Genomic DNA, 20,175 nt, shown 5'->3' with positions numbered 1-20,175 from the left:
GAGCGGCCGTCGCCGTGCCGGTGCCGCGGACCGCCGGCTAGCGGTAGTTCACGAACTGGAGGGCCAGGTCGAAGTCCTTCTCCTTGATCAGGTTCTGGGCGGCCTGGAGGTCGTCCTTCTTCTTCGAGCTGACGCGCAGCTCGTCGCCCTGGATCTGGGCCTTGACCCCCTTGGGGCCCTCGTCCCGGATCAGCTTGGAGATCTTCTTGGCGTCCTCGGAGGTGATGCCCTCCTTGAGGCCGACGGGAAGCCGGTACTCCTTGCCGGAGATCTTGGGCTCCTCGGCCGGGTCGAGGATCTTCAGGGAGAGCTTGCGCTTGACCAGCTTCTCCTTGAACACCTCCAGGGCGGCGTTCGCCCGCTCCTCCGACGTGCTCCTGATCTCGATCCCGTCCTCGCCCTGCCAGGCGATGGTGGTTCCGGTGCCCTTGAAGTCGAACCGCTGGGACAGCTCCTTGCCCGTCTGGTTCAGGGCGTTGTCGACCTCCTGACGGTCGAGTTTGGACACGACGTCGAAACTGGATTCGGCGGCCACGTTCGCTCACATCCCGCTTGGTCTCATGGATCGCGGGCGCCTGTGGGGACGCCCGCGTGGGTACACGTCCGCCCGTGCCGGATCCCCGGCCCGGGCAGGCTTCAGAGCTTAGCCGTGACCTGCTCAGGGTGCCCGAAGGCCCTGCTCGGGACGCGCTCCGGGTATTCGATTACAGGTTCGGGCGGATCATCCGCTATTCTCGTTCATGCGTCGCGACGAACACCGTCGCCGCAGCCCAGGCAGGTTGCCCGAGCGGCCAATGGGAGCGGACTGTAAATCCGTCGGCTTAGCCTTCGAAGGTTCGAATCCTTCACCTGCCACCCTGGGAAAAGACCCCGGTGACCAGCTAGAACGCTGTTCACCGGGGTCTTTCACGTTCCCGGTCGTTCACGGCTGTTCACGAGTGTCCCCGGGACAGTGGCGGGACACTTCTCAGGCCGCTTCTCCCGGCGTGTCATCCTCCGATTCGGGCTCCGGGTCCGCCCCGTCGAAGGCGGCCTCCAGACGCTTGTTCCAGAGCTGATCCCGCCCTTCGAGGCATCCGGCGTAGACGTTCATCAGGACGGCCGGGCTGTGCCCCGCGCGCTCCGCGAGGACGGGCACCGGCACCCCTGCGTTGAGGCCCAGCGAGATGCCCGCGCCACGCAGGTCGTAGACCCTGCCTGCAAGCTCTGTCCTGAGCTGCTTCGCGGTGAGCGCCTTCCGACGAACCTGCTGCCAGACACGGCCGTAGGTGCTCTCGCTCAGGGGGCCTCCCCGCTTGCCGCGGAACAGGTGGTCCTCCCCAGGGTCGACGAACTGGTCGAGGTGGCGCCGGAGAAGGCGCACCAGGCGGGGCGGGATCGGGACGTGCCGTGTCTCCTTCTCCGCGCGGTGCTTGAGCTGGCGGTCGTCGTGCGTGGTCCCCGAGTCGGTCCACCCACTGCCCGATCTCGGGGAGGAGTCCTCGAAGGACAGGCTGCCCCAGCCGGTCGAGGGCAGGGACGTGCACGCCTCGCGGTCGAGGGCCACGATCTCCCCGGGCCGCATCATGGCGTAGTAGGCGCAGGCGTAGAACGCCACCAGGTCCGGCCGCTCCTCCTCCACGACGGACAGCAGACGATCCACCAGTTCGGGGCTGGGGAGCCGCCGGCGGTCCACCTGGTTCGTGGTCTTCGGCCGTTCCCACGACACCTTGCCCAACGGACTGGCCGGGAAGATGTCCTTCTCCACCGCGTAGTTCAGCAGGCCGGAGAGCGCAGCCCGCTTACGGGCGACGGTCTTGGCCGCGGCGGGCTTGCCGTCCATCCGGAGCGCCAGCGCGTCGAGAGCCTTCCTGATCAGCTCTGAGCGGCGACCCGGAGTGTCCAGCTCGGTGACCTTCAGGGAAGCGCCCCGGACCCACGTGATGGCCTTCTCGTACTCCTCGGGGGGCGGCCCCGCCTTGCGGCGCTCGGTGTGGAACGCCCACTGGTAGAGGGCGTCGCGCACCACCTGAGGATCGGGCATACCCCGAGTGGACTTGACCAGGACGGGAGCCAGGACGGCGAACGCCTCGGAGGTTCCCTGCCGGGTCTTGGCAGCGGCCTTCGCCCACTTCAGGTCGGTGAACTCGCACGCGAGGTCGTAGAAGCTGACGGCCTTCAGCTCCCGCGCGACCGATTCCGGCTGGCCGGTCTCCGTGCAGAAGGACTCGCCGTCCTTGGCGGCCTGCTTCAACTTCGTGCGCTCGTTGTCGGCCAGAGCCTCGGTGGTGAACCACTTCGAGAACTCCCGACCGGCGACCACCCAGCGCACACCATGGCCGCGCCGGCGCTTCTTCCTGGCGAGTCGGTAAAAGTCGACGTCGTTGGAGTAGGACATCAGGCGACCTCATCCATACGGTCCGACAGCCAGTTGTCGAGGTCGCTCTGACGGATGCGCAGCTGCCCGTTGGGAAGCTTGCAGTGTCGGGGCGCGAGGCCCTTCTTACGCCAGTCGTCGAAGGTCGAGCGGGGAACCTTCAGCTCCGCGAGGACTTCGGGGAGCGTGAGCAGGGGGTCGGGGGTCCGGGGACGCGGGATCGGGTTCTTTGCCATGGTGCTGTTCTCCTTCTGGGTGATGCGGTCCCGGTGGTTGCTTGGCGGCTATGCGCCGGGGCCGCTGATCTGCGGGTGAACCTGGTAGGCGGGTGAGGGCGGGCGTCCTCCCTTCGGGTTGCGCGGGGGCGGGGGCTCCATCGCGATCCAGCCGTAGCCCTCCAGCAGTTCCAGGGACGGCAGGACGTCGGCGACCTTGGGAAAGGTGCCGCGCGGTAGGCCGGAGAACGCCTCGCGGACGGTGAATCGGGCGGGCTTCTTGCGCGTGATCCAGTCCAGGACCTGGCGGGCGCGCTCCACCTCCGGGTCGGCGCCCATGTGGTCGAAGGCGGCTTCGGCGTGGGCGGTGAAGTACTCCCCGATCCGGATCGCGGCCGTCATGGTGTCGGCGCTGATCGGGAGCCGGTAGCCGTCGACGGGGTTGTCGGCCAGGTGGAGCAGGGCGGCGATCCGGATGATCGCGCCCACGGACTTCCCTGCCCAGTCGGACATGTGGCCCAGGTCCCCGAGTCGCGGGTGCAGGCGCGGTTCCAGCTGACGGGCGTAGTCGAGGCGGAGTTCGTCGGCCTCGGGCGAGAGCTGGAGGACCTGGGGGTCTGTCCAGTCGAACAGGTGCGTGACCATGCGCATCAGCCGCTCCTCATAGGCGGCGACCACCTCTGCCGGCACCGGCTCGGGGTCGACGTTGCGGGTGCCGATATTGGACTCGGGCAGCGCGTACAGGAACCGGCCCAGCAGCCCTTTGCCGCGGAACCCGGGACCGGTCGCGATCTCGCGGATCACGTCCGGCTGCACGGCCAGTCCCAGGGTGAGGATCGCGGATTCGACGTGCTCGGAGCGGCCCTTGCGGTCGACTCGCAGCATGTCTCCGGCGTGGCCTTTCAGGAACAGGTCGAAGTTCGGGGAGCCGCTGTAGCGGCCCGCGAGGATCTGGAAGATCCCGCCCTCGGCCGAGAGCACGGCCAGCCTGCCGCCCTGGTCGCACAGGATGGTCGCGGCGGTCTCCGGCGTGACGTCGTCGGCGACCAGCTGCGGAAGGGCGGGGATCTTGATGTCCTCGATCGCGGCCGCGGCGTCCGAGGCGTCCGCCAGGGCGTCCGGGGCACCCTTGGTGGTGATGGCCTTGGACTTGGCCTTCTCCGCCACACCGGCGGCCACCGCCCGGGTCAACTCGGCTTCCACGATCTGCGGCTTGATCCGCTCCGCCAGCTCCGCCTCGACCTTGAGGATCGGGGAGGTGATGGCGCGGAACACCGCCGACTTGCGTGAGGCGGGCGGCAGAGCCACGACCGTGAACAGGTTCACCGGCTCGGTGTAGGTGCCGCGCACCTGGACGATGGCGCGTCCGCCGGCGGCGGTGGAGAGCGCGGCCAGGGCCACGCATCCGGCGGCGTCCACCGGGGTCTGGGTCTCCTCGGCCAGCGCCAGGACGAACCTCGACATCCAGCCGGGCAGGCACTCGGCAGGGAAGCCGGGAAGGGCGTTGCGGGCACCGAGCGGGGTGGGGGCGTCCCACCCCTGCCCGGTGTCCTGTCGGCCGTCGTGGGCGCTCATGCGGCAGCTCCCCGGGGGCGGCGGATCCCGGCCTGGATGCCGCTGCGCACGGTGTCCTCGACCTCGGAGGACTCAAGCCCCACGTGGAGACCAGCTTGTTCCAAGGCGTCCTCTGCCAGGTGCTTGGGCAGCATCCCTGCACCCACCAGCGTGCCCACGGCGAAGGCGGCCGTGTTCAGGGTGTGGTTACGGCGGCCCTCCTTGGAGGCGAGCACCCGGTCGACCTCTCCACGCAGGGCCCGGGTGACGTAGGTGGCCATCCCGGGACTGCTCACGAGGGCCTGATGAACCTGTCCGGAGGTGACCGGCCGACGGCGGGCGGGCTCCATCAGGGTCGCCAGCCATCCGGGCAGCGGGGCAGTGGCGGTGGGATTGGTGACGGTATAGGGGCCGCGACCGTCGGCGTCGGCCACGTAGGAACCGGGACCGACGACGTAGCCGCCGGTGGCACGGGTGTCGATCAGCCAGCCCAACCGGCCCGACGTGTTGCGATAGGCCGCGCCCTCAGGTGCCGTGTAGTACAGGTGGGTGCCACCCCGGCGGGTGGTCACGGTGAACGTGTCCAGGAACGCCGTGTCACCGTCGGCGTGCTCCTCAGCGAGGGCCGCGAGGACGTCCGCTCCGGCGGCGATGCCGGGGCGCGCCCACTCCGGCGGCGGGGTCTCGCCGTCCTTGGGGGTGTCGAGGTCGACGACCACCAGGCCGGAGGGCCCGCACGCGACCGCGAGGTTGTGGGCGGGGTGGGCTCCCCAGTAGGCGGTGATGGCGCCTTCGTCGCAGGTGGCGTGCCGCTCCCAGTCGGTGAAGGTCCGGACCGGGCGCTTGGCGCGGGTTCGCAGCGGGAAGACGTGCCAGTCGCGGCGGGCGGCAGCCAGAGCGTAGGGCAGGACGTTCGTCGGAGCGCTCATGCTGCCGCCTCCAGTTCCCACGCTTCGGGGGTGCCGCCCTCGTGGCAGGCCGGGCACTCCCCGAGCGAGGTGGGGATGACGTAGACGAACACCTGGCGGCAGGTCGGGCAGGTGCGGCGTGCGCGCATCGCGGCGGCCAGTCCGCGGGCGCGGGCCGCGGTGAACTCGTCCTTGGGCTTGGCCTCGCTGATCCGGTAGAGGGCGGCGGTGCGGACCCCGTTCCTGGCACGGCGGGAGCGCCACATCAGCTGGGCGTCCGGGTGGGTGCTGCCGGGGCGCAGGCCCATGGCGGCCAGCTGCTTGCGGGTGGCCATGTCCTCAGCGGTGGTCCAAGCCATGCCCCATGGGTAGGTCGGCAGCCCGTACCGGGAGCCGTCGGGGTCGAGGAAGCGGAGGGTGGTCACGGGGTGACCTCCGACCGTGAGTGCTGCATCATGGGAGTGCTCCTCGCAGTGATGTTGGGAGTGCTCTTTCTGGGAGCGCGGTCCCGGTGGTTGCTTGGCGGCTATGCACCGGGGCCGCATTTTCTTTGGCTCCCGCCAGAAGGCGTCCGAGGCACGTTTCGGGGGTTCTGCCAGGGAGGGTCGATACGCGCTACATCCCTGGTCAGATGGGGTTTTGGTCGCTAGCAGGGGTGCTATATGTAGCACCCCTGGGTGCTACCGATTCGCCGCCTGCTCCACGGCTTCGCGGTCCACTCCGCGCTTGTTCGAGCCCTCCCGGTTGAGCTGCCGGGTGCCGACCTTGTGCGGCTTGAGCGCGTTGGTGAGCTGGGTGGCGCGGGCCTTCTCGTCCTCGATGTCGAGCCACGCCGCGTACAGGCCGGGGCGGTAGTCCGCCAGGGCGTCGATCAGGCGCACGGACCACACGGCGTCGACGTCGCCGGGCCACACCGCCAGGAGGTGGTCGAGGATGGTGGTGGTGTCCTCGGTGGCGATCTCCTCCCCTGCCGCGTGCCCGGTCAGGGTGCCGGCGGCGATGCGGGCCGCGCGGGCGCGCTCAGAGATCGTCTCCGCGGCGGGGCCGTCGATGTAGGCCGAACGGGCGATGACCGCGTCGTCCTCGACGCCCACGAGGTAGCCGATGCCCTTGTCCTTGGCGGTGAAGGTCGTGGCCCGGATGCCGTTCTTGTAGCTCGACGTCCCCAGGACCATGTCGTTCTCCAGCTGGCCCATGACCCGCAGGCAGAACCGGATGCCCACGTTCGCGGACACCCCGGTGGGCAGGGACTTGGAGTCGGGGCGCTGGGTGGCCAGCAGCAGGATGATGCCCATGGCGGGGCCGCGCTTGATGATGGCTTCCGCCAGCTTGGCGGCCTCCTGCTTGTACTCCTCGTTGGTGAACAGCTCCTGGCACTCGTCGACGGCCAGCACGATCGGGTGCAGTCCCAGGGAGCGGTCGGCGGACAGCTCGGGGGTGACCTTGTTCTCGGGGCAGCGCTTGGGGTCGGCCTTGGCGATGCGGGAGATGGTCTCGGCGCGCTTGACCAGCTCCTTGTTGGCGATGCGGCGCAGGGTGTTCATGCAGGTGGACATGGTGTCCTGGTCCGCGCCGGAGGCATAGACGTGGGAAACCTTCTCCACGGACTGGCAGTCGCCGGTGCCCTTGAGTTCGAAGACGTTCAGCTCCGCGTTGGGGTCGAGCGCGGCCGCCAGGAGCAGTACGCGCAGGGCGAAGGTCTTGCCCATGCGGGGCTTGGCGCCGATCAGGACGGACTCGAACATCAGCGTCATCGCGATGGCGCGTGCGCGCTGGTCGGAGCCGAAGGGCAGGGGCTTGAACAGGTCGGTGGTGCCCTTCTCCGTCAGCGGCCACGGGGTGGGGCGGGCCTGGTTCATGGCCTGGTCGCCGACCCAGAGCACGAGCTTGCCGGGGTGCTCCTCGTTGACGGGCTCGGGCCACACGCAGCCCAGCGGGCGGCGCAGGCCGGAGGCGAGCTTGTCGCGCTTGTCGATGACGTCGGTGACCACGACGCCGCGGGGGAGGTTGACTTCGGCGCGCCAGCCGGGGCCGTCGCGGGTGATGGGGGCGGTGAACCCGATCTCCTCGTCGCCCTTGGCGGCCAGGGCGCGGGTGATCTCGCTGATCCCCAGAGCACTGAGGGCCTTGAGGACCGCGTCGGAGGTGAGCTTCTCGACCTTGGTGGGCAGGACCGCGCGGTCGATGAGGGGCTGGTCGGGGCGGCGGCCCAGGAGCCCGAGCATGGACAGCCCGGCCCAGACCGCGCTCCACAGCGCCCAGGCCGGGGCGGCGGGGGAGACGACGGCGACGGTGATCAGGGTCGCGGTGGCCAGCACCAGGGAGCTGGTGACGCGGACCTTGACGCGGGAGCTGTGCTGGCGGGAGAGCATCATGTATTCGCCCGTGCGGTTGCCGCCGGCGGCGGCGCGGCGGAGCGCGGTGGTCTCGGTGTCGAACGCCCACCGACCCCAGGTCCCCAGGATCCGGGCGGCACCGCGGGGGGAGCGGCCCATGAGGCGGAGCATGTAGAGCGGGGTGCGGGTGGCCTGGTAGGCGGCCACGTGCGCGTAGTAGGAGGTCACCCACCGCAGCACCTGCTCTGCCTCGGTGCGGTCGCGCAGCCACAGCGGCACGATGGGCTGGGTGGTGCGGGAGCCTTCGGCGACGCGGGCCAGCCACTGGGACTGGTCGGCCCACTGCTCGACCTGGGTGTCCACGCGCCGGGCCGGGCCGGTGTCGGTGTCTTCGTCCAGGACCTCGACGTCGGTGGGCTCGACGTACTCGACCTCGACCTCGGTCGGGGCCGGCGCGGGGTCCTCGGTGCGGGGTCGGGGGGCGGCGGTGCCGATGACGGTCGGGAAGTTGAGGACCTGCCCGGTCTCCTCAGCCGTGCGGTCGTCCTGGTGCGGCGTGGGGTACGACATCCTGGTATCTCCTGGTCGAAGTGGTCCGGGATGGGGCGGCGGCCGGTTCTTGGCGGAGTGGGCCGCCGCCCCGAAGCGGTGGCTACGGGCGGCCGGTGTCGGCGTGGTCCTGACGCAGGTCACGAACGAACTGGAGTTCCTCGACGAACACGTCGCTGAACCAGCCGCAGCTGCATCGGGCCTGGTAGGCGTGGGTTCCGTCCGCGAGGGCGTAGGCCGTGACCCACGCGGAGTCGGTGTCGGCCTTGTGGGTCTTGCCGAAGAGCCCCATCAGGTGGCCGTTCCGAACTCGTCGCCCTGGTCGTCGTCAATCTCCTGCTCGCACATCAGCGCGGCGGTGTACAGCTCCAGCGCGATGACGGCGGCGGTGCCCGCGGTGAGCAGGGTCCCGACCAGGGAGCCGAACAGGTCGGGGCCGGTGGAGACCCGGACGGTCGTGGCGGTGAAGACCGCCAGGACGGCGGCTCGGAGAACCAGGTGACTGGCGGGCATGTGCTTGATGCCGTGGATGACGCGGGCGACCAGGGCGGTCAGTTCCAAGGGGTTCTCGTTCGGGCTCATGCGGCGTTCTCCTTCTCCTCAGCGGGGGTGTGGACGGCAGTCAGGCGGGTCGGTTCGGTGACGGTCTCGGTGCTCTCCTCGCGCATCGACAGCACCCGCTTGGCGCGCTCGAAGCCGCATCCAAGAGCGGTCTGCACGCGGCGCACAGACGCGCCCTCGGGCAGCTCTCCGGCGGTGATCATCGCGGCGAGTCGGTCGAGCAGGTCGGCGTCCGAGAGCGCCCGGACGGGCTGCTCAGCGGCGGACGGAGTCGCGGCCCTGGGGAGCTTGCGGCCCTTGTCGGAGCGGGTCTTGGCGGGTGCTTCTGAAACCCGCTGTTTGCCCTGTTCAGGCACCGAACGGCGGCCGCTCTCAGCGGGGCGCTCGGGAGCGGCCTCGATCGCGGCGGGTGCCTTCTTCCCAGGGGAGGGGGAGGAACACCGCACCACGGGCAGCTGAACCGCTCCGGCGGGTACTTCGAGAGCGCGCTCGGGAAGCCGGGAGCGGCCCATCTCCGGCACCGCCGGGGTGCTCTCTACCGTCGTCTGCGGGGTGTCTTCGGCAGCGCCCTTCTCACCCTCGGAAGGGTGCTCCCCGGCAATGTCGAGGTCGTCCAGGAGCGGAGCGCCCTCGGTGGGCTTGGCCTTGGTGACGGCGGTCTCGATCAACCCGATCAGGTGGGCGGTGGTGGCGGCGCCGATCGGCCCCAGGGAGTGGGCGACCAACCCGCCCACTCCCTGCCAGGACAGGGCGTCCGGCCAGTGCCCGATCGCGTTGAGCACGATCGACACGCCCAGCGCTCCGGCCATGATCTTGTCGGCCTGCTCACCGAGAGCGCCGCCGGAGGTGGACAGCCAGCTACGGCACAGGATGATCCACCCCACTGCGGTGATCAGCGCGGGTTCCAACAGCCACAGCGCCCACCACATCGGGGTGTTCTCGGGGGTGCCGGTCATGGCGGTGACCCCGGCGTGGACGCCGGCGGTCGACCAGATCCCGAACGCCGCCAACACGGGGAGCAGTACGAGCAGCGACAGAGCTCGGGTGCGGGAGACCCGCAGGGCGCGGGACTCGGCGGTGCCGCGCACGTCTGCGGCAGCTTTGGCCTTGCGCAGCCGGTCAGCGGCCTTCTCCCGGAGCGCTCCCTGGCGTATGCGGCGTTCCTTGCGGATCGCGTCCTGGCGTGAGCGGAGCCGGGCCAGACGGTCGGCGGTACGGGCCTCCGCGGTGGCGCGCTCATCGGCCAGCTCGCGGCGGATTGTCTCGGTGTCGGTGGTGTCCTGCCTGGGGTTGGACTTGGTGTCCTGCTGGGAAGTCACCGGGAACCTCCGTCCTGGTGGTGACCGCGAACGGGCATGGGAGGCAGCGGTCGGGCCATGAAGGCGGCGGTGTGGTCCAGGGCCAGGGCCGCTCCGGCCAGCGGCAGGGCCGCCAGCCGGAGCACGACCACGACCAGGGCCAGCAGCAGCACCACGAGCAGCGCGAGAACGCCTACGGCCTGGATCATGTGGGCGGTGGTCACCGGTCAGCCCTCCCGGAGCCAGCTCGGGAGCTGGCGGGCAGCGAGTGTGACCGTGACCCGGTCTGCCTGAGCCGCGGTGACCACGGCGGTGGCGACGGCTGCGGTGTTGGTAGCGTCCAAGCCGGTCAGGGCGTCTCCGAGGTCGACCGGTTCTCCGACCGCCAGGGACAGCGCGATGCGCAGCACCGACAGGGCGGAGGAGGATGCGGGCAGGTCGCCTGCGTTCACGGCGGTGCTGACCCTTCCCCAGTCGATGATGGTGATCGGCGTCCCGTTGACGTTGAACGTGGGTTCCATGAGGCGGTGGAAGTCGGCCCGGTGGAGCCATGCCTCGTGGGTGATGAGGAGGTCGACGGCGGCCTGGTCGGCGCAGTACCCGGACGCCCAGGTGCGCAGGGCCTCGATCAGGGCGGGCTGGAGGCTCATCGGCGGTTCCCCTTCCGGGCGGTCTTGCGGCGGGTGCGGGCGACGGTCTGCGGTCCCAGAGCGATGCGCATCCGGCGGGCCGCCTTGCGGCGGCGGGAGCGCAGGGCCTTGCGGGCCTTGGCCAGCTGGGTGACGGCGCCGGAGACGGCCAGCAGAACCAGGACGGTCAGCGCGAGGGCAGCGAGAGCGGTCATCAGGAGGCCCCTCCGATCGCGGTGATCAGGGCGCCCACGAACAGGAAGGCGATGTGCCAGGACTGGTCGAGGGCGTAGGCGCCGGTACCGAGGGTCGGGTTGTCGTCGTGTCCGGGGCGGGGGCTGCCCAGTCGGTAGAAGCCGCCCAGCCCGAGCCGGTCGGCCAGCCGCGCCAGCGTGGTGCGGCGGTCGGCCCAGTAGTGGGAGAGGGCGATGACGGCCAGGCCGGCGGTGGCGGTCAGCGGGTGCACGCTCAGCCCGAGCAGCAGCACCACGGGGGCGGCGAACACCAGCTTGGTGATGATGAGCGAGGCCACGTGACGGAAGCACGCACCTCGTGCGGCCCATCCGGCGCCGCCCTTGGCGGCGGCCTGGCAGGAGGTCTGCATCCAGTGGTCGCCCACCTGGTGGGCGGCGAAGAACGCCGCGAACACTGCGGCGAACACGGTCGGATCTGCGATCATTGTTCTGCTCCTTTGCTGGAGTGGCGGCCCCGGCGGGTGCTTGGCGGTACATGCCGGGGCCGCGTCATGCGGCGTGGTGTGGTCCCTGGTGGCGGCTACGAAGCAGGGACCACGAGAGGGCGGGCTAGCCGAAGCTGATGCCGCCGGTGACGTTGCCGAGCTGGAGGTCGACCGGGCCGGTGATCTCCTCGACCGTGCCGTCCTCGTGGGTGATGACGGTGACGCCATCGCGCATCTCGACCGACTTGACGTCCTTCTTCTCCTGCTTGGCCATGACGGCTCCTTCTTGTGTGGGTGTGGCGAACTGCGTGGTCAGGCGTAGACGCGGTCTCGACCGTTGGTGGTGCTCGTGGTCGCATCGACCCGGTAACCGGACTTGTGGATCGCGACGTCGCCGTTGGTGGTGCGGGCGCTGATGCGGCCGGGGCACCCGGCGTGGACCAGGACGTTGCCGTTGGTGGAGCGGACCTTGGTGAGCGGTCCGGCCTGTCCGACGGTCACGGTGCCGTTGGTGGTGTGCACGTCGATCTCGCCGTGAGCGCGGCCTATGGAGACCGATCCGTTGGTGCCGTCGGAGACCAGGTCGCCGACCACGGCCACGGACAGGCTGGAGTTGCGGCCGTGGTGGTGGACCCCGGCGAGTGCGCCGCGGGTGTCCACGGAGCCGTTGTCGATGCGGGTTCCGAGCAGGGACTCCACGGGAACCCGCAGCAGGCCGGTGACCGGTTCCGTTGCGCCGGTGACGGTGCCGTTGTTGAAGGTCACGCCGTTGATGACGGTCTGGCCGCCGCTCATGAAGACGCTGCCGACGACGTTTCCGCTGATGCGGGTGACTCCGCCTGCGCTGATCACGGTCGGAGCCGGGGCGGGGACGGTGATGACCCACGCGGTCTCGATGCGGGTGGCGGTGGCCTGCTGGATGGTCTCGGCCGGGCCGCTCAGGTGCAGGGTGGCCTCGGTGATGCCCGCGACGGCCTCCACGGTGAGCTGGATACCGGGGGCGGTCAGGGCGACGGCGACAGGTCCTGTGACGGGGGTGCGAAGCGTCAGGTTGGTCATGGTCAGGCGGCCTCTCGCAGGTAGTCGGTGATCTCGTCGGAGGAGAACCCGGCCCAGATGCCGGCGGCGGGCTTCTCGCGCAGGGCCAGTTCCAGGCACAGGTCCCGGGCGGGGCAGGAGAGGCACAGGGTGCGGGCGGAGCGCTCGCGCATCTCCTTGGCGGCGGGCTTCTCGCCGAACCGGTCGCTGGTGTCGGGCTCGAAGAACAACTCCGGCTGATCGGCGCACGGGAGCTGGTGGTCGGCCAGACCGGCGCGGAGAAGCGCCGTGCTCTGGTGTTTCGGGTCCATCAGGAACCTCCTCGACTCGATGAGATGGCCCCTGGCTTTGGCTTCCTGCTGGCGGCTATGAAGCAGAAGAACTTGGCCAGGTTGGCTATGCACCTAGCTTGGCTAGCCAAGCTAGGTCAGTCAAGAGGGTTGGCGAAATTTCTTTCTAGGTTGCCTAGGCAAGGTCCCGTAAGCTTGCAGAATGAGCATCGATCCGGAAGACCCTCGCCCCCCGTTCCAGCAGGTAGCAGCCACCCTCCGGGCCGCGATCCTCACCCGGAAGCTGGAACCGGGTGATCAGCTGCCCTCCGGGGCGGAACTCGCCAAGACGTACGGCGTCGCACGGATGACCGTGCAGCAGGCCATCCGTCTCCTACGTGATGAGGGCCTGGTGGTCTCCCAGCAGGGCCGCGGCGTCTTCGTGCGTGAACGGACCTCTCGGCCGGTGGGGCTGCGGCCCCACATCGAGCGGGCATTCGCCAGTAAGGCCGTGACCATCGACTTCGCCGGGTTCGGCGGGGAGACGCTCAACGGAGCGCTTCAGGAGCCGTTGGACAAGATTCGTGAGGGGCGGCTGTCTCCGGAGACCATCCGGGTTCGGCTCCTGGTGCCGGATCTCTCCGAGCCCTTGGGGCTTCCCGTGCGGGCGGACACGCTGTCCGACGACCCGGAGGTGCGCAAGCGGATGCACCGGATCATGCTCCGGCACACCCAGGGCATCGAGGACGCGGTGCACGAACTGGAGAACCTCGGCCTCGTCCAGAGCGCTGTCGTGCGAACCCGGGTGTACTCGGTCGCTCCGATGTTCAAGCTCTACCTGATCAACGGCCAGGAGGCGTTCTTCGGCTACTACCCGGTCAAGGAGAACACCGTCTCGATCTCGAAGGAGAAGGTGGAGATCTTCGACCTCATGGGCAGGGACGCGACACTGTTCCACCACGCCGCGGACGAAGACCCCGAGTCGACCGGTTCGCAGTACGTCGCCCAGTCCCAGGTGTGGTTCGACAGCATCTGGGAGAACGTCTCCAGGGAGCGTGGGGAATGACCCCGGAGGAACAGAACGTCGTACGCGGCTGCCGTGCGGTCCTGCTCGACTTCGACGGTCCCGTGTGCAGTGCCTTCGCTGGCTACCCAGCTCCCCAGGTAGCCAAGGACATGATGGCTCGTTCTGCGGAAGCCGGAGTCCCGATCTCCGTGGAGGCCGGCGCGGAGACGGATCCGATGAAGGTGCTCCGTTACCTCTTCGAGGTCGCCCCGGAGCGACAAGCCGAATCCGAACGGATGCTCCGCGACGCGGAAGTCCTCTCGGTGGCAGAGGCGTCTCCGACCCCTGGTGCGGTCGAGTTCATGAAGGCATGCAAGGAGACCGGGCGCCCTCTGGCGGTGGTCAGCAACAACTCACCGGAGGCCGTGACGGCCTTCCTGGAAGAACACGGCCTCACCAAGCTGGTCGACGGTGTCTTTGGCCGCAGTCGGGTGTCGCCGGAGCTGATGAAGCCCCATCCCCATCTGCTCGAATTGGGGATCAAGGAGTTGTCTGTAAGGCCAGCGGCGTGCCTCATGGTGGGCGACTCGGAGACCGACATCGAGGTGGCGAAGGCCGTGGGCATACCGGTGGTTGGCTACGCCAACAGGCCGGGCAAGGCGGAGTGTTTCCAGCGCTTGGGGAGCGACGTCGTCACCGACGACATGGCGGAGCTCGCTTCAGCGATGCACGGAACGGTGTCACTGTCTTAGGAAGCACTGTTATAACGCCGTAGAACTCCCTCGATTACAGGGGGAGTTCTATCTTTATGAACTTAAGGTTTCCTGAGACCATCTTTTTGGTAGAAGCAATAGGGGGCCTGAATTTCGACTGGCATCCAGAAGGCCTGCGGGTCGAGCTCCAACGGCAAATAGAAAATTAATCATTCCGTCGGAGATTTCGATTTTGTCGAAGTCAACTAAGCCGCCAGAGAAGACTGATTGATAGAATCCCATCTGGCTGCCGGTGAATATGGAATTGGTGAATTTCACTTCGCTGCCAGTGAACCTGCTGTCGGTGAAGGTGATATGTCCGCCTATGAATTTGACGCCTATGAGTAGGACCTTTCCTCCGGTGAATTCAGCCCTGGCGAAGCTTACGGAACTGTCGGAGAATTCAGCTCCGCCAAATCTTACTGAGCTTCCAGAAAATTTGGCGCCGTAGAAATCAACAAGTCCTCCGGAGAACTTGACGCCAGAAAAGTTCACCTCTCCTTCGACGAACTCTGCGCCAGCAAAGCTGGTGATGCCATCGGGGAAGGCGGCTCCAGATAGGTCTCCTCCGTCAAATACAGCGCCGGTGAAGTCGAAATTCTTTCCGCGCCAACGAGTGGGCTCGCGTAGGTGGTTGCCAATGATTCGAATGATGGTGTGGCGTACTTCTCGGTAGGAGGTGAACTCCAGTTCGCGCCTGTGGTGCTCCTCCCGCTTAACGCGTGAAGCGTTCTTTGGAAGTGGTTCTGGTTTGGGGGTGTAGGGCATGCGCAGGTAGGCGCACAGCACATCGATGACCATCTGCACTTCCTCTTCGGAGGGGGCGTCATCAGCTAGGTGGGCCAAGGCGTGTACAGCCCCCAGACGCACGGCCGCATGCTCGCTGCCCAGTTCGGTGTAGGCGGCAGTGAATCGCTCGTTGAACAGTTTGGTGACCTCGCGCTGTTCTCCGGCCTCGGTTGTGCGTTGGCGCCGGTAGGCGATCACTAGTAGTGCCACACCACCTAGACCCGCGACCATTGCGAAGGCTCGGGTAGTGATTGCCTCCAAATGGCGGGCGGTTAGATCTTCAGGAGGCTTCCATGCGGGGCCGTCTAACAGCAGCCAGGCCAGCCCAGTCAGCGCTGCGATCGCGACCGCAGCCATCAGCCAGGCGGCCAGAATCAGCCAGATGAGGCGGATTGGCGATGTGCGTTTCCAGTTCGTGCCCACGACGCCAGCGGCCAGCGCCACGGCACCTACGCTGAAGAGCACCAAGCGCCAGGTCTGCCAGTCGGCGAGGCCCAAGACGTTCCAGGCCGTTGTGACCAGTGGCCATGCCGCGACCGCGGCGCAGAGTCCGCCGGCAATGATCCCGACCCAGCCAAGAGCGTGGCTGTGGCCATCGATCAACGAGGCGATCCGGGTTCTGCGTGCCTGAAATCTTTCCCGCCACGGGAGGCGAACAGGCGGGGGAGTAGATGTCATGAGAAGACCGTAGCGAGGACAGCTCATGGTGAGGAATCACGGTCTTATCCAGTTGCGGGGAACCTCGCCGTCACACGCTGTGAGTGTGGTTCGTTGAGTGGTGTAGCTGACCGCAATTTGCTGGTCTCAGCCCGCCGCAGAACCTACACAACCTACAGAACCCCCTGTTTTCCCTGTTCAGAGGGTCATGGGGTTAGAACCGCAGAACCTCGAAGAACCTACACAGAACCGCAGTACCCCCTTGGTGAGAGGAGCTTCTGCGGTTCTGCGGGAGTATTGCGGAGTTCTGCGGTTCAATGATCCAACAGCTTGACGTGCGCAAACGTTGGTTCTGTGAGTTCTGTAGGTTCTGCGGCGGGGGCCGGTGCCTCCCCGAGGGCGGACATCGCTGCGGCTCACCCAGGTCTTGGTCTCAGGGCGATAGCGTCTCGCACCACCACCACTACGGCCGGGGCCGGCACCCCAGGCGGTGGCGAACTGCGGACGAGCGAGGAGACTGCGTCAGGGGACCTGAGGAACGCCTGAACGGTAGACGTACGAGACGACCGTCAGGTCCTCCTCCTCGATCTTCCAGGGGGAAGTGCAGTGCAGGACGCCCCCGCTCGCAGTTGGCGGTGACACGCTCCGATCCAGGTGGATCGAGTGGACGACCACGAGTGCGTTCGCTGGGGCGAGTTCGCGCTGCTTCTCGACCTCGGCGCGCGTGAGGATCACCTGGGTGCCTTCCGAGGTGGTTCCCTTCACCTCCACGTGCAGGCGTTCGTCCCCTCGCGTCAGCAGCAGGTCGTAGGACTCCTTGGCCCCGACGTCCTTGACCGTCCAACCGCTGGTTTCGAAGTAGGCGGTGGCCATGCCGACGCTGTGCAACTCCAGCGCTCGTCGATCATGAGCGCTCAGTCGGAACCCTTGGCCCTTGGCGGCCTTCGTCCGACGACCGGCGGTCTTGGCAGCCGCGTCGGTGGCGTCCAACACCTCGGGGGGAGCGTCCCCCGGGACGTGAGAGGCCGTGTCCTCACCGTGGTGGATCGCGCGGAGCAGGCGGGCCATGTACAGCAGGTCTTCGACCAGAGTGGCCTCAGCCGGCATGTCGGACCAGTCGTACTCGATCGCGATCACGCTGCCCGCCGCGTATCGAGGGGCCACCTTCGAATTCTCCGATTGGAGGTCGATGGCTTCAACGAGGTCGTCGCGTTCGGTGAGCAGCTCCTTCAGGAGTGGGCGGGCCCATGCCACGCGCTTCACGAGTTCCTTGGGACTGCGTGCCTCGAAGTGCGCACCTGTCCAGCGACTGGTGCCCTGGATCAGGGAGAGGTAGACCCGGTCCCCCTTGGCACCGAAGAGGTAGACCAGGTACCAACCCTCCGTCGCGTGGGGAGAACGTTCTGGGAGGTAGACCCGAGTCCAAGGGACCTCCGTCTTCAGCCCTGTTCCGTCACGCCCCTCCACATCCACCTCGGGCTCAGGCACACCCAGTGCGGTCGCCAAGGCCGGGATGTGCTGACGGAGCTGATGCGCGAATGTCTTGCGCACCAGAACCCCGCGGCTCTTCATCGCCTCGGTGTTCTTGGCGCTCCACTGCTTCTGAAGGTCAAGGATCTCGATCATGGTCTCGTCCACGAGATCGAGCCTAGGGAAGCGCACCGACAACAGGAGGGTCGGGTGTCGGCCCGTTCCGTCGGCGGGAGTCGACAGAGAAGGAGTCAGTGGCGTAGATCACAAAACGTCTCTCTGAGATGGCTTCTGGTGGGCGAACCGAGTCGCTCCAGGGTGATCCATCGTGCTCCCGATCGTCGTGCCGAGAGGTCGCCTGAGGGCCTGTTTCGGGACCCTGGCGGGACGGCTGTCACGGGACACGCCCTGAAGCGGACGTATGTCCAGGTCAGGTTGCCTAAGGGGCTCGAAGTGGGAGACCTCTGTAAATCCGTCGGCTTAGCCTTCGAAGGTTCGAATCCTTCACCTGCCACCCTGGGATCGGGGCCCCGGCACCATCAGGTGCCGGGGCCCCGTCGTGTGTCCGGGCCCCGTCGGCCCGGCGCCCTCCTCGCCCCGGCCCACCCCGATCCGGCCCGGCTCCCGCCGTCGCGGATCCGCCGCCTCCCGGGATTCGGCTGATCGCGAATGTGTCGCGTTCAGGACACGGCGGAGTAACGGCGAGCCCTGCTTCCGGTCCGACCGGAGCCGCTCCCCGACCACGCGGCCGACCCTGCCCTGAGCTGCGGTTTCTCCGTCTCCACGGGCGGTTCCGCGCACGGGGCGAAGGTGCTCCTGTGGCGTTAGCGGTGGATGTGCCCGGTTCGCCGGTACGGCCACCCCTCGACCGAGTACCGGGCCTTTGTGCGTGTCGCGCGAAAAGAAGGGCAATCAATCCATTTGTGCATGACGCAAAAAGAACCCTGACGGCAATATGGACAAAGCGATTCCGGGGTTTCGGCGTTGACAAAAAACGGGGGCCGGATGATGATTGCACCAGTCCACCGCGACACAGGTGCAGCAAGCGCCTGAGTCTTTTTCTGTCAATGCCTCGTAATGATTTCCCGGGGGAAACATGATCAAGAAGATGGCCGTTGCCGGCCTGGTCGCCGGTGCCGCGATGGGCGCTCTCCTCATGGGGGCTCCCGCTCACGCCTCGCACGGCGGCGACCAGCAGTTCAACCAGAACCTCCAGCTGGTCCCGATCCAGTCCTGCAACCTGACCGGCAGCGTCGGTCTGGTCGCCGTGACCGTGCCGATCCTGTCGCCGCAGACCACCGGCGACTGCGTGAACGGCCCCATCGGCACCAACATCAGCTAATTCCGGCAATTCGTTCGACCGTGACGATGTCTCACACTTTCTCGAAGGGCAATTCAATGCTGCGTAAGCTCGGCGTTGCCGGTCTCGTCGCTGGCGCCGCTCTCGGCGTCGTTCTCACCGGGTCCCCGGCCCTCGCCTCCGGCTCCCACGGTGGCGACCAGCAGTACAACCAGAACCTGCAGGCCATTCCGGTCCAGCTCTGCAACACCAGCGCCGCCATCGGCCTGGTCGCCGTGAACATCCCGGTCCTGTCGCCGCAGACCACCGGCGACTGCGTCAACGGCCCGATCAGCACCAACATCGACTAGCAGGGGATTCCAGACATGCTGCGCAAGATCACGACTGCCACCGCCATCGCCGGAATCGCCCTGGGCGCCATGCTCGCGGCCTCCCCGGCCTCCGCCTCCGGCTCGCACGGCGGCGACCAGCAGTACAACCAGAACCTGCAGCTGGTTCCCGTCCAGCTCTGCAACACCGAGCTGGCCGTCGGCCTCCTGGCGGGCGTCAACGTGCCGATCCTGTCGCCGCAGACCACGGGCGACTGCGTCAACGGCCCGATCAGCACCAACATCGACTAGCGGGGGGTCAGCATGCTGCGCAAGTTCGCGGCTGCCACCGCCATCGCCGGTGCAGCGCTGGGAGCGATGCTCCTCGCCTCGCCCGCGTCCGCCTCGCACGGCGGTGACCAGCAGTTCAACCAGAACCTGCAACTGGTCCCCGTTCAGCTCTGCAACATGGAGCTGGCTGTGGGCCTGGCCGGTGTCAACGTGCCGATCCTGTCGCCGCAGACCACGGGCGACTGCATCAACGGTCCGTCGACCACCAACATCAGCCAGGACCGCGCCGAGCACGACGGCGGTCACGGGTACCACTAGGTCCCGGCGTCACGGGGCTCCGGCCCCACAGTGACGGAACAGAGCAGTAGGTCGAGGCCCCCCGGCAGCCGCCGGGGGGCCTCGACGCAACCCATCGGTTCGGCGGTCCCGGGCGCGTCCCCGCGCGGGCCGGCCGGGGGCCGTCCCGGGCCCCGACGGAGGAGGCGAGAGGCGAGATGAAGCGCATGATCCTGACGGGGGCCGCCCTGCTGCTGGCGGCCACCGCCTGCGGACAGCAGGAGACCACCCCGAGGCTGCCCGAGGGCACCGGCGCCCCGCAGGCCACGGAGAGCCCCGAGGACCGGGCGAGCCCCGACCCCGGGGAGGGCGACGGCTCCGAGGAGGGCGGCGGCTCCGGCCAGGGGGACCGGGGCGACGGCGCCCACGTCCTGAACATGTACGGCGACGAGAACGGGTTCGACGACCAGCGCCCCGTCGAGTACGTCGCCACCGAGTTCACGTCCTTCTCCGGCCTGGAGTGGCCCGAGTGGACGGACGAGACCGCGTCGGGCACGGGCGACCTGTACGGGACCTGGTGCATGGACCGGGGCTGCCAGGACGAGCCCTACGAGGTCGAGGTCGAACTCGGCGACCCGGTCGACGTGAACGGCACACCGTACTTCTCGACCTACACGATCACCGGGTACGACGAGGACATGACGCCGGAGGTGCGCCAGGCGCTGGAGGACGCGGACGGCGGGCGCCTCTCCGTGCCGACCCCGGAGTGAGGCGGGCGGTCCGGCGCGGCCGGGTGGGGTTCGCCTCTCCCACGGCCCCCAAGAATCGTCCTAAAGTTCCGAAAATGCACAAACCTCCTGGTCAGAGTGGGTGGTAGGGGCAGGTCGGCGGGACCGGACAGGCCGGAACCGGGCGTGGCGCGCCCGGGAGGTCT

At 68.1% G+C, this 20,175-nt stretch carries 26 protein-coding genes and 2 tRNA genes; 9 read left to right on the top strand and 19 right to left on the bottom strand.

Going from position 1 to position 20,175, the window contains the following annotated elements; all coding sequences use genetic code 11:
• Positions 1 to 37: 37 nt before the first annotated feature.
• Positions 38 to 535 carry a YajQ family cyclic di-GMP-binding protein gene (locus OUQ99_RS27900; RefSeq protein WP_267946738.1) on the bottom strand — a complete coding sequence of 166 codons (498 nt, stop codon included), beginning with the start codon at positions 533 to 535 and terminating at the stop codon, positions 38 to 40.
• A 238-nt stretch (positions 536 to 773) separates the two neighbouring features.
• Between OUQ99_RS27900 and OUQ99_RS27895 the strand changes: the two genes are divergently transcribed.
• A tRNA-Tyr gene (locus OUQ99_RS27895) sits at positions 774 to 855 on the top strand.
• A 112-nt stretch (positions 856 to 967) separates the two neighbouring features.
• On the opposite strand, the gene OUQ99_RS27890 is transcribed toward OUQ99_RS27895, so the two are convergent.
• From OUQ99_RS27890 to OUQ99_RS27815, 16 genes are all read right to left on the bottom strand, one after another.
• Positions 968 to 2,377: a tyrosine-type recombinase/integrase gene (locus tag OUQ99_RS27890; RefSeq protein ID WP_267946737.1), complete on the bottom strand. Its 1,410-nt coding sequence runs from the start codon at positions 2,375 to 2,377 to the stop codon at positions 968 to 970.
• Positions 2,377 to 2,592: a helix-turn-helix transcriptional regulator gene (locus OUQ99_RS27885; protein ID WP_267946736.1), complete on the bottom strand. Its 216-nt coding sequence runs from the start codon at positions 2,590 to 2,592 to the stop codon at positions 2,377 to 2,379. The genes OUQ99_RS27890 and OUQ99_RS27885 overlap by 1 nt, the downstream gene beginning before the upstream one ends.
• A gap of 48 nt (positions 2,593 to 2,640) precedes the next feature.
• Entirely contained in the window at positions 2,641 to 4,146 is a 1,506-nt protein-coding gene (locus OUQ99_RS27880; protein ID WP_267946735.1) for a YfjI family protein, read from the bottom strand.
• Positions 4,143 to 5,054, bottom strand: coding sequence for a bifunctional DNA primase/polymerase (locus tag OUQ99_RS27875; RefSeq protein WP_267946734.1), 912 nt, complete (start codon positions 5,052 to 5,054; stop codon positions 4,143 to 4,145). Before OUQ99_RS27875 ends, OUQ99_RS27880 begins: the two co-directional genes overlap by 4 nt.
• Entirely contained in the window at positions 5,051 to 5,458 is a 408-nt protein-coding gene (locus OUQ99_RS27870) for an RRQRL motif-containing zinc-binding protein (protein WP_267946733.1), read from the bottom strand. Before OUQ99_RS27870 ends, OUQ99_RS27875 begins: the two co-directional genes overlap by 4 nt.
• A gap of 255 nt (positions 5,459 to 5,713) precedes the next feature.
• Complete coding sequence (locus tag OUQ99_RS27865) at positions 5,714 to 7,939, bottom strand: cell division protein FtsK (RefSeq protein WP_267946732.1); 2,226 nt, start codon at positions 7,937 to 7,939, stop codon at positions 5,714 to 5,716.
• A gap of 82 nt (positions 7,940 to 8,021) precedes the next feature.
• Positions 8,022 to 8,210, bottom strand: a complete 189-nt coding sequence (locus OUQ99_RS27860) for a hypothetical protein (protein ID WP_267946731.1) — start codon at positions 8,208 to 8,210, stop codon at positions 8,022 to 8,024.
• Complete coding sequence (locus tag OUQ99_RS27855) at positions 8,210 to 8,500, bottom strand: hypothetical protein (RefSeq protein WP_267946730.1); 291 nt, start codon at positions 8,498 to 8,500, stop codon at positions 8,210 to 8,212. The genes OUQ99_RS27860 and OUQ99_RS27855 overlap by 1 nt, the downstream gene beginning before the upstream one ends.
• The gene (locus OUQ99_RS27850) at positions 8,497 to 9,798 is read right to left on the bottom strand and encodes a hypothetical protein (RefSeq protein WP_267946729.1); all 1,302 of its coding nucleotides are present in this window, start codon (positions 9,796 to 9,798) and stop codon (positions 8,497 to 8,499) included. Before OUQ99_RS27850 ends, OUQ99_RS27855 begins: the two co-directional genes overlap by 4 nt.
• Positions 9,795 to 10,001, bottom strand: a complete 207-nt coding sequence (locus OUQ99_RS27845) for a hypothetical protein (RefSeq protein ID WP_267946728.1) — start codon at positions 9,999 to 10,001, stop codon at positions 9,795 to 9,797. The genes OUQ99_RS27850 and OUQ99_RS27845 overlap by 4 nt, the downstream gene beginning before the upstream one ends.
• 3 nt (positions 10,002 to 10,004) lie before the next feature.
• Entirely contained in the window at positions 10,005 to 10,427 is a 423-nt protein-coding gene (locus tag OUQ99_RS27840; protein ID WP_267946727.1) for a hypothetical protein, read from the bottom strand.
• Positions 10,424 to 10,621: a hypothetical protein gene (locus OUQ99_RS27835; RefSeq protein ID WP_267946726.1), complete on the bottom strand. Its 198-nt coding sequence runs from the start codon at positions 10,619 to 10,621 to the stop codon at positions 10,424 to 10,426. The genes OUQ99_RS27840 and OUQ99_RS27835 overlap by 4 nt, the downstream gene beginning before the upstream one ends.
• Positions 10,621 to 11,085, bottom strand: a complete 465-nt coding sequence (locus tag OUQ99_RS27830; protein WP_267946725.1) for a DUF3307 domain-containing protein — start codon at positions 11,083 to 11,085, stop codon at positions 10,621 to 10,623. Before OUQ99_RS27830 ends, OUQ99_RS27835 begins: the two co-directional genes overlap by 1 nt.
• A 124-nt stretch (positions 11,086 to 11,209) precedes the next feature.
• Complete coding sequence (locus OUQ99_RS27825; RefSeq protein ID WP_267946724.1) at positions 11,210 to 11,359, bottom strand: hypothetical protein; 150 nt, start codon at positions 11,357 to 11,359, stop codon at positions 11,210 to 11,212.
• 38 nt (positions 11,360 to 11,397) lie between these two features.
• Positions 11,398 to 12,144, bottom strand: coding sequence for a hypothetical protein (locus tag OUQ99_RS27820; RefSeq protein WP_267946723.1), 747 nt, complete (start codon positions 12,142 to 12,144; stop codon positions 11,398 to 11,400).
• Between the two features lie 2 nt (positions 12,145 to 12,146).
• Positions 12,147 to 12,434, bottom strand: a complete 288-nt coding sequence (locus OUQ99_RS27815) for a WhiB family transcriptional regulator (protein ID WP_267946722.1) — start codon at positions 12,432 to 12,434, stop codon at positions 12,147 to 12,149.
• A gap of 181 nt (positions 12,435 to 12,615) precedes the next feature.
• On the opposite strand from OUQ99_RS27815, the gene OUQ99_RS27810 reads away from it, so the two are divergent.
• Together OUQ99_RS27810 and OUQ99_RS27805 are read left to right on the top strand one after the other, a co-directional pair.
• The gene (locus OUQ99_RS27810; protein ID WP_267946721.1) at positions 12,616 to 13,458 is read left to right on the top strand and encodes a GntR family transcriptional regulator; all 843 of its coding nucleotides are present in this window, start codon (positions 12,616 to 12,618) and stop codon (positions 13,456 to 13,458) included.
• Positions 13,455 to 14,150 carry an HAD family hydrolase gene (locus tag OUQ99_RS27805; protein WP_267946720.1) on the top strand — a complete coding sequence of 232 codons (696 nt, stop codon included), beginning with the start codon at positions 13,455 to 13,457 and terminating at the stop codon, positions 14,148 to 14,150. Before OUQ99_RS27810 ends, OUQ99_RS27805 begins: the two co-directional genes overlap by 4 nt.
• 54 nt (positions 14,151 to 14,204) lie before the next feature.
• On the opposite strand, the gene OUQ99_RS27800 is transcribed toward OUQ99_RS27805, so the two are convergent.
• On the bottom strand, positions 14,205 to 15,542 hold the full coding sequence (locus tag OUQ99_RS27800; protein ID WP_267946719.1) for a pentapeptide repeat-containing protein: 1,338 nt from the start codon (positions 15,540 to 15,542) through the stop codon (positions 14,205 to 14,207).
• A gap of 576 nt (positions 15,543 to 16,118) precedes the next feature.
• On the bottom strand, positions 16,119 to 17,234 hold the full coding sequence (locus OUQ99_RS27795) for an MrcB family domain-containing protein (RefSeq protein ID WP_267946718.1): 1,116 nt from the start codon (positions 17,232 to 17,234) through the stop codon (positions 16,119 to 16,121).
• Positions 17,235 to 17,495: 261 nt separating this feature from the next.
• On the opposite strand from OUQ99_RS27795, the gene OUQ99_RS27790 reads away from it, so the two are divergent.
• From OUQ99_RS27790 to OUQ99_RS27765, 6 genes are all read left to right on the top strand, one after another.
• Positions 17,496 to 17,580: transfer RNA gene (locus OUQ99_RS27790), tRNA-OTHER, on the top strand.
• Between the two features lie 582 nt (positions 17,581 to 18,162).
• Positions 18,163 to 18,408, top strand: a complete 246-nt coding sequence (locus tag OUQ99_RS27785; RefSeq protein ID WP_267946717.1) for a hypothetical protein — start codon at positions 18,163 to 18,165, stop codon at positions 18,406 to 18,408.
• A gap of 56 nt (positions 18,409 to 18,464) precedes the next feature.
• Positions 18,465 to 18,716, top strand: a complete 252-nt coding sequence (locus tag OUQ99_RS27780) for a hypothetical protein (RefSeq protein WP_267946716.1) — start codon at positions 18,465 to 18,467, stop codon at positions 18,714 to 18,716.
• 15 nt (positions 18,717 to 18,731) lie between these two features.
• Positions 18,732 to 18,986: a hypothetical protein gene (locus OUQ99_RS27775; RefSeq protein ID WP_267946715.1), complete on the top strand. Its 255-nt coding sequence runs from the start codon at positions 18,732 to 18,734 to the stop codon at positions 18,984 to 18,986.
• A 12-nt stretch (positions 18,987 to 18,998) separates the two neighbouring features.
• The gene (locus OUQ99_RS27770) at positions 18,999 to 19,283 is read left to right on the top strand and encodes a hypothetical protein (RefSeq protein WP_267946714.1); all 285 of its coding nucleotides are present in this window, start codon (positions 18,999 to 19,001) and stop codon (positions 19,281 to 19,283) included.
• Positions 19,284 to 19,459: 176 nt separating this feature from the next.
• Positions 19,460 to 20,011 carry a hypothetical protein gene (locus tag OUQ99_RS27765; RefSeq protein ID WP_267946713.1) on the top strand — a complete coding sequence of 184 codons (552 nt, stop codon included), beginning with the start codon at positions 19,460 to 19,462 and terminating at the stop codon, positions 20,009 to 20,011.
• The last annotated feature ends 164 nt before the right edge of the window (positions 20,012 to 20,175 follow it).

Origin of the sequence: Streptomonospora nanhaiensis, assembly GCF_026642255.1 — a bacterium.
Classification (GTDB): Bacteria; Actinomycetota; Actinomycetes; order Streptosporangiales; family Streptosporangiaceae; genus Nocardiopsis; species Nocardiopsis tropica.
The sequence above is the reverse complement of the archived record's forward strand: the minus strand, read 5'-3'. Positions and strand labels throughout refer to the sequence as shown.

What these genes read in the sequence shown, in the direction of transcription:
- OUQ99_RS27890 (WP_267946737.1), bottom strand. Translation starts at nt 2,377, where the DNA reads ATGTCCTACTCCAACGACGTCGACTTTTACCGACTCGCCAGGAAGAAG.
- OUQ99_RS27885 (WP_267946736.1), bottom strand. Translation starts at nt 2,592, where the DNA reads ATGGCAAAGAACCCGATCCCGCGTCCCCGGACCCCCGACCCCCTGCTC.
- OUQ99_RS27880 (WP_267946735.1), bottom strand. Translation starts at nt 4,146, where the DNA reads ATGAGCGCCCACGACGGCCGACAGGACACCGGGCAGGGGTGGGACGCC.
- OUQ99_RS27875 (WP_267946734.1), bottom strand. Translation starts at nt 5,054, where the DNA reads ATGAGCGCTCCGACGAACGTCCTGCCCTACGCTCTGGCTGCCGCCCGC.
- OUQ99_RS27865 (WP_267946732.1), bottom strand. Translation starts at nt 7,939, where the DNA reads ATGTCGTACCCCACGCCGCACCAGGACGACCGCACGGCTGAGGAGACC.
- OUQ99_RS27860 (WP_267946731.1), bottom strand. Translation starts at nt 8,210, where the DNA reads ATGGGGCTCTTCGGCAAGACCCACAAGGCCGACACCGACTCCGCGTGG.
- OUQ99_RS27855 (WP_267946730.1), bottom strand. Translation starts at nt 8,500, where the DNA reads ATGAGCCCGAACGAGAACCCCTTGGAACTGACCGCCCTGGTCGCCCGC.
- OUQ99_RS27840 (WP_267946727.1), bottom strand. Translation starts at nt 10,427, where the DNA reads ATGAGCCTCCAGCCCGCCCTGATCGAGGCCCTGCGCACCTGGGCGTCC.
- OUQ99_RS27835 (WP_267946726.1), bottom strand. Translation starts at nt 10,621, where the DNA reads ATGACCGCTCTCGCTGCCCTCGCGCTGACCGTCCTGGTTCTGCTGGCC.
- OUQ99_RS27830 (WP_267946725.1), bottom strand. Translation starts at nt 11,085, where the DNA reads ATGATCGCAGATCCGACCGTGTTCGCCGCAGTGTTCGCGGCGTTCTTC.
- OUQ99_RS27825 (WP_267946724.1), bottom strand. Translation starts at nt 11,359, where the DNA reads ATGGCCAAGCAGGAGAAGAAGGACGTCAAGTCGGTCGAGATGCGCGAT.
- OUQ99_RS27820 (WP_267946723.1), bottom strand. Translation starts at nt 12,144, where the DNA reads ATGACCAACCTGACGCTTCGCACCCCCGTCACAGGACCTGTCGCCGTC.
- OUQ99_RS27815 (WP_267946722.1), bottom strand. Translation starts at nt 12,434, where the DNA reads ATGGACCCGAAACACCAGAGCACGGCGCTTCTCCGCGCCGGTCTGGCC.
- OUQ99_RS27810 (WP_267946721.1), top strand. Translation starts at nt 12,616, where the DNA reads ATGAGCATCGATCCGGAAGACCCTCGCCCCCCGTTCCAGCAGGTAGCA.
- OUQ99_RS27805 (WP_267946720.1), top strand. Translation starts at nt 13,455, where the DNA reads ATGACCCCGGAGGAACAGAACGTCGTACGCGGCTGCCGTGCGGTCCTG.
- OUQ99_RS27785 (WP_267946717.1), top strand. Translation starts at nt 18,163, where the DNA reads ATGATCAAGAAGATGGCCGTTGCCGGCCTGGTCGCCGGTGCCGCGATG.
- OUQ99_RS27780 (WP_267946716.1), top strand. Translation starts at nt 18,465, where the DNA reads ATGCTGCGTAAGCTCGGCGTTGCCGGTCTCGTCGCTGGCGCCGCTCTC.
- OUQ99_RS27775 (WP_267946715.1), top strand. Translation starts at nt 18,732, where the DNA reads ATGCTGCGCAAGATCACGACTGCCACCGCCATCGCCGGAATCGCCCTG.
- OUQ99_RS27770 (WP_267946714.1), top strand. Translation starts at nt 18,999, where the DNA reads ATGCTGCGCAAGTTCGCGGCTGCCACCGCCATCGCCGGTGCAGCGCTG.
- OUQ99_RS27765 (WP_267946713.1), top strand. Translation starts at nt 19,460, where the DNA reads ATGAAGCGCATGATCCTGACGGGGGCCGCCCTGCTGCTGGCGGCCACC.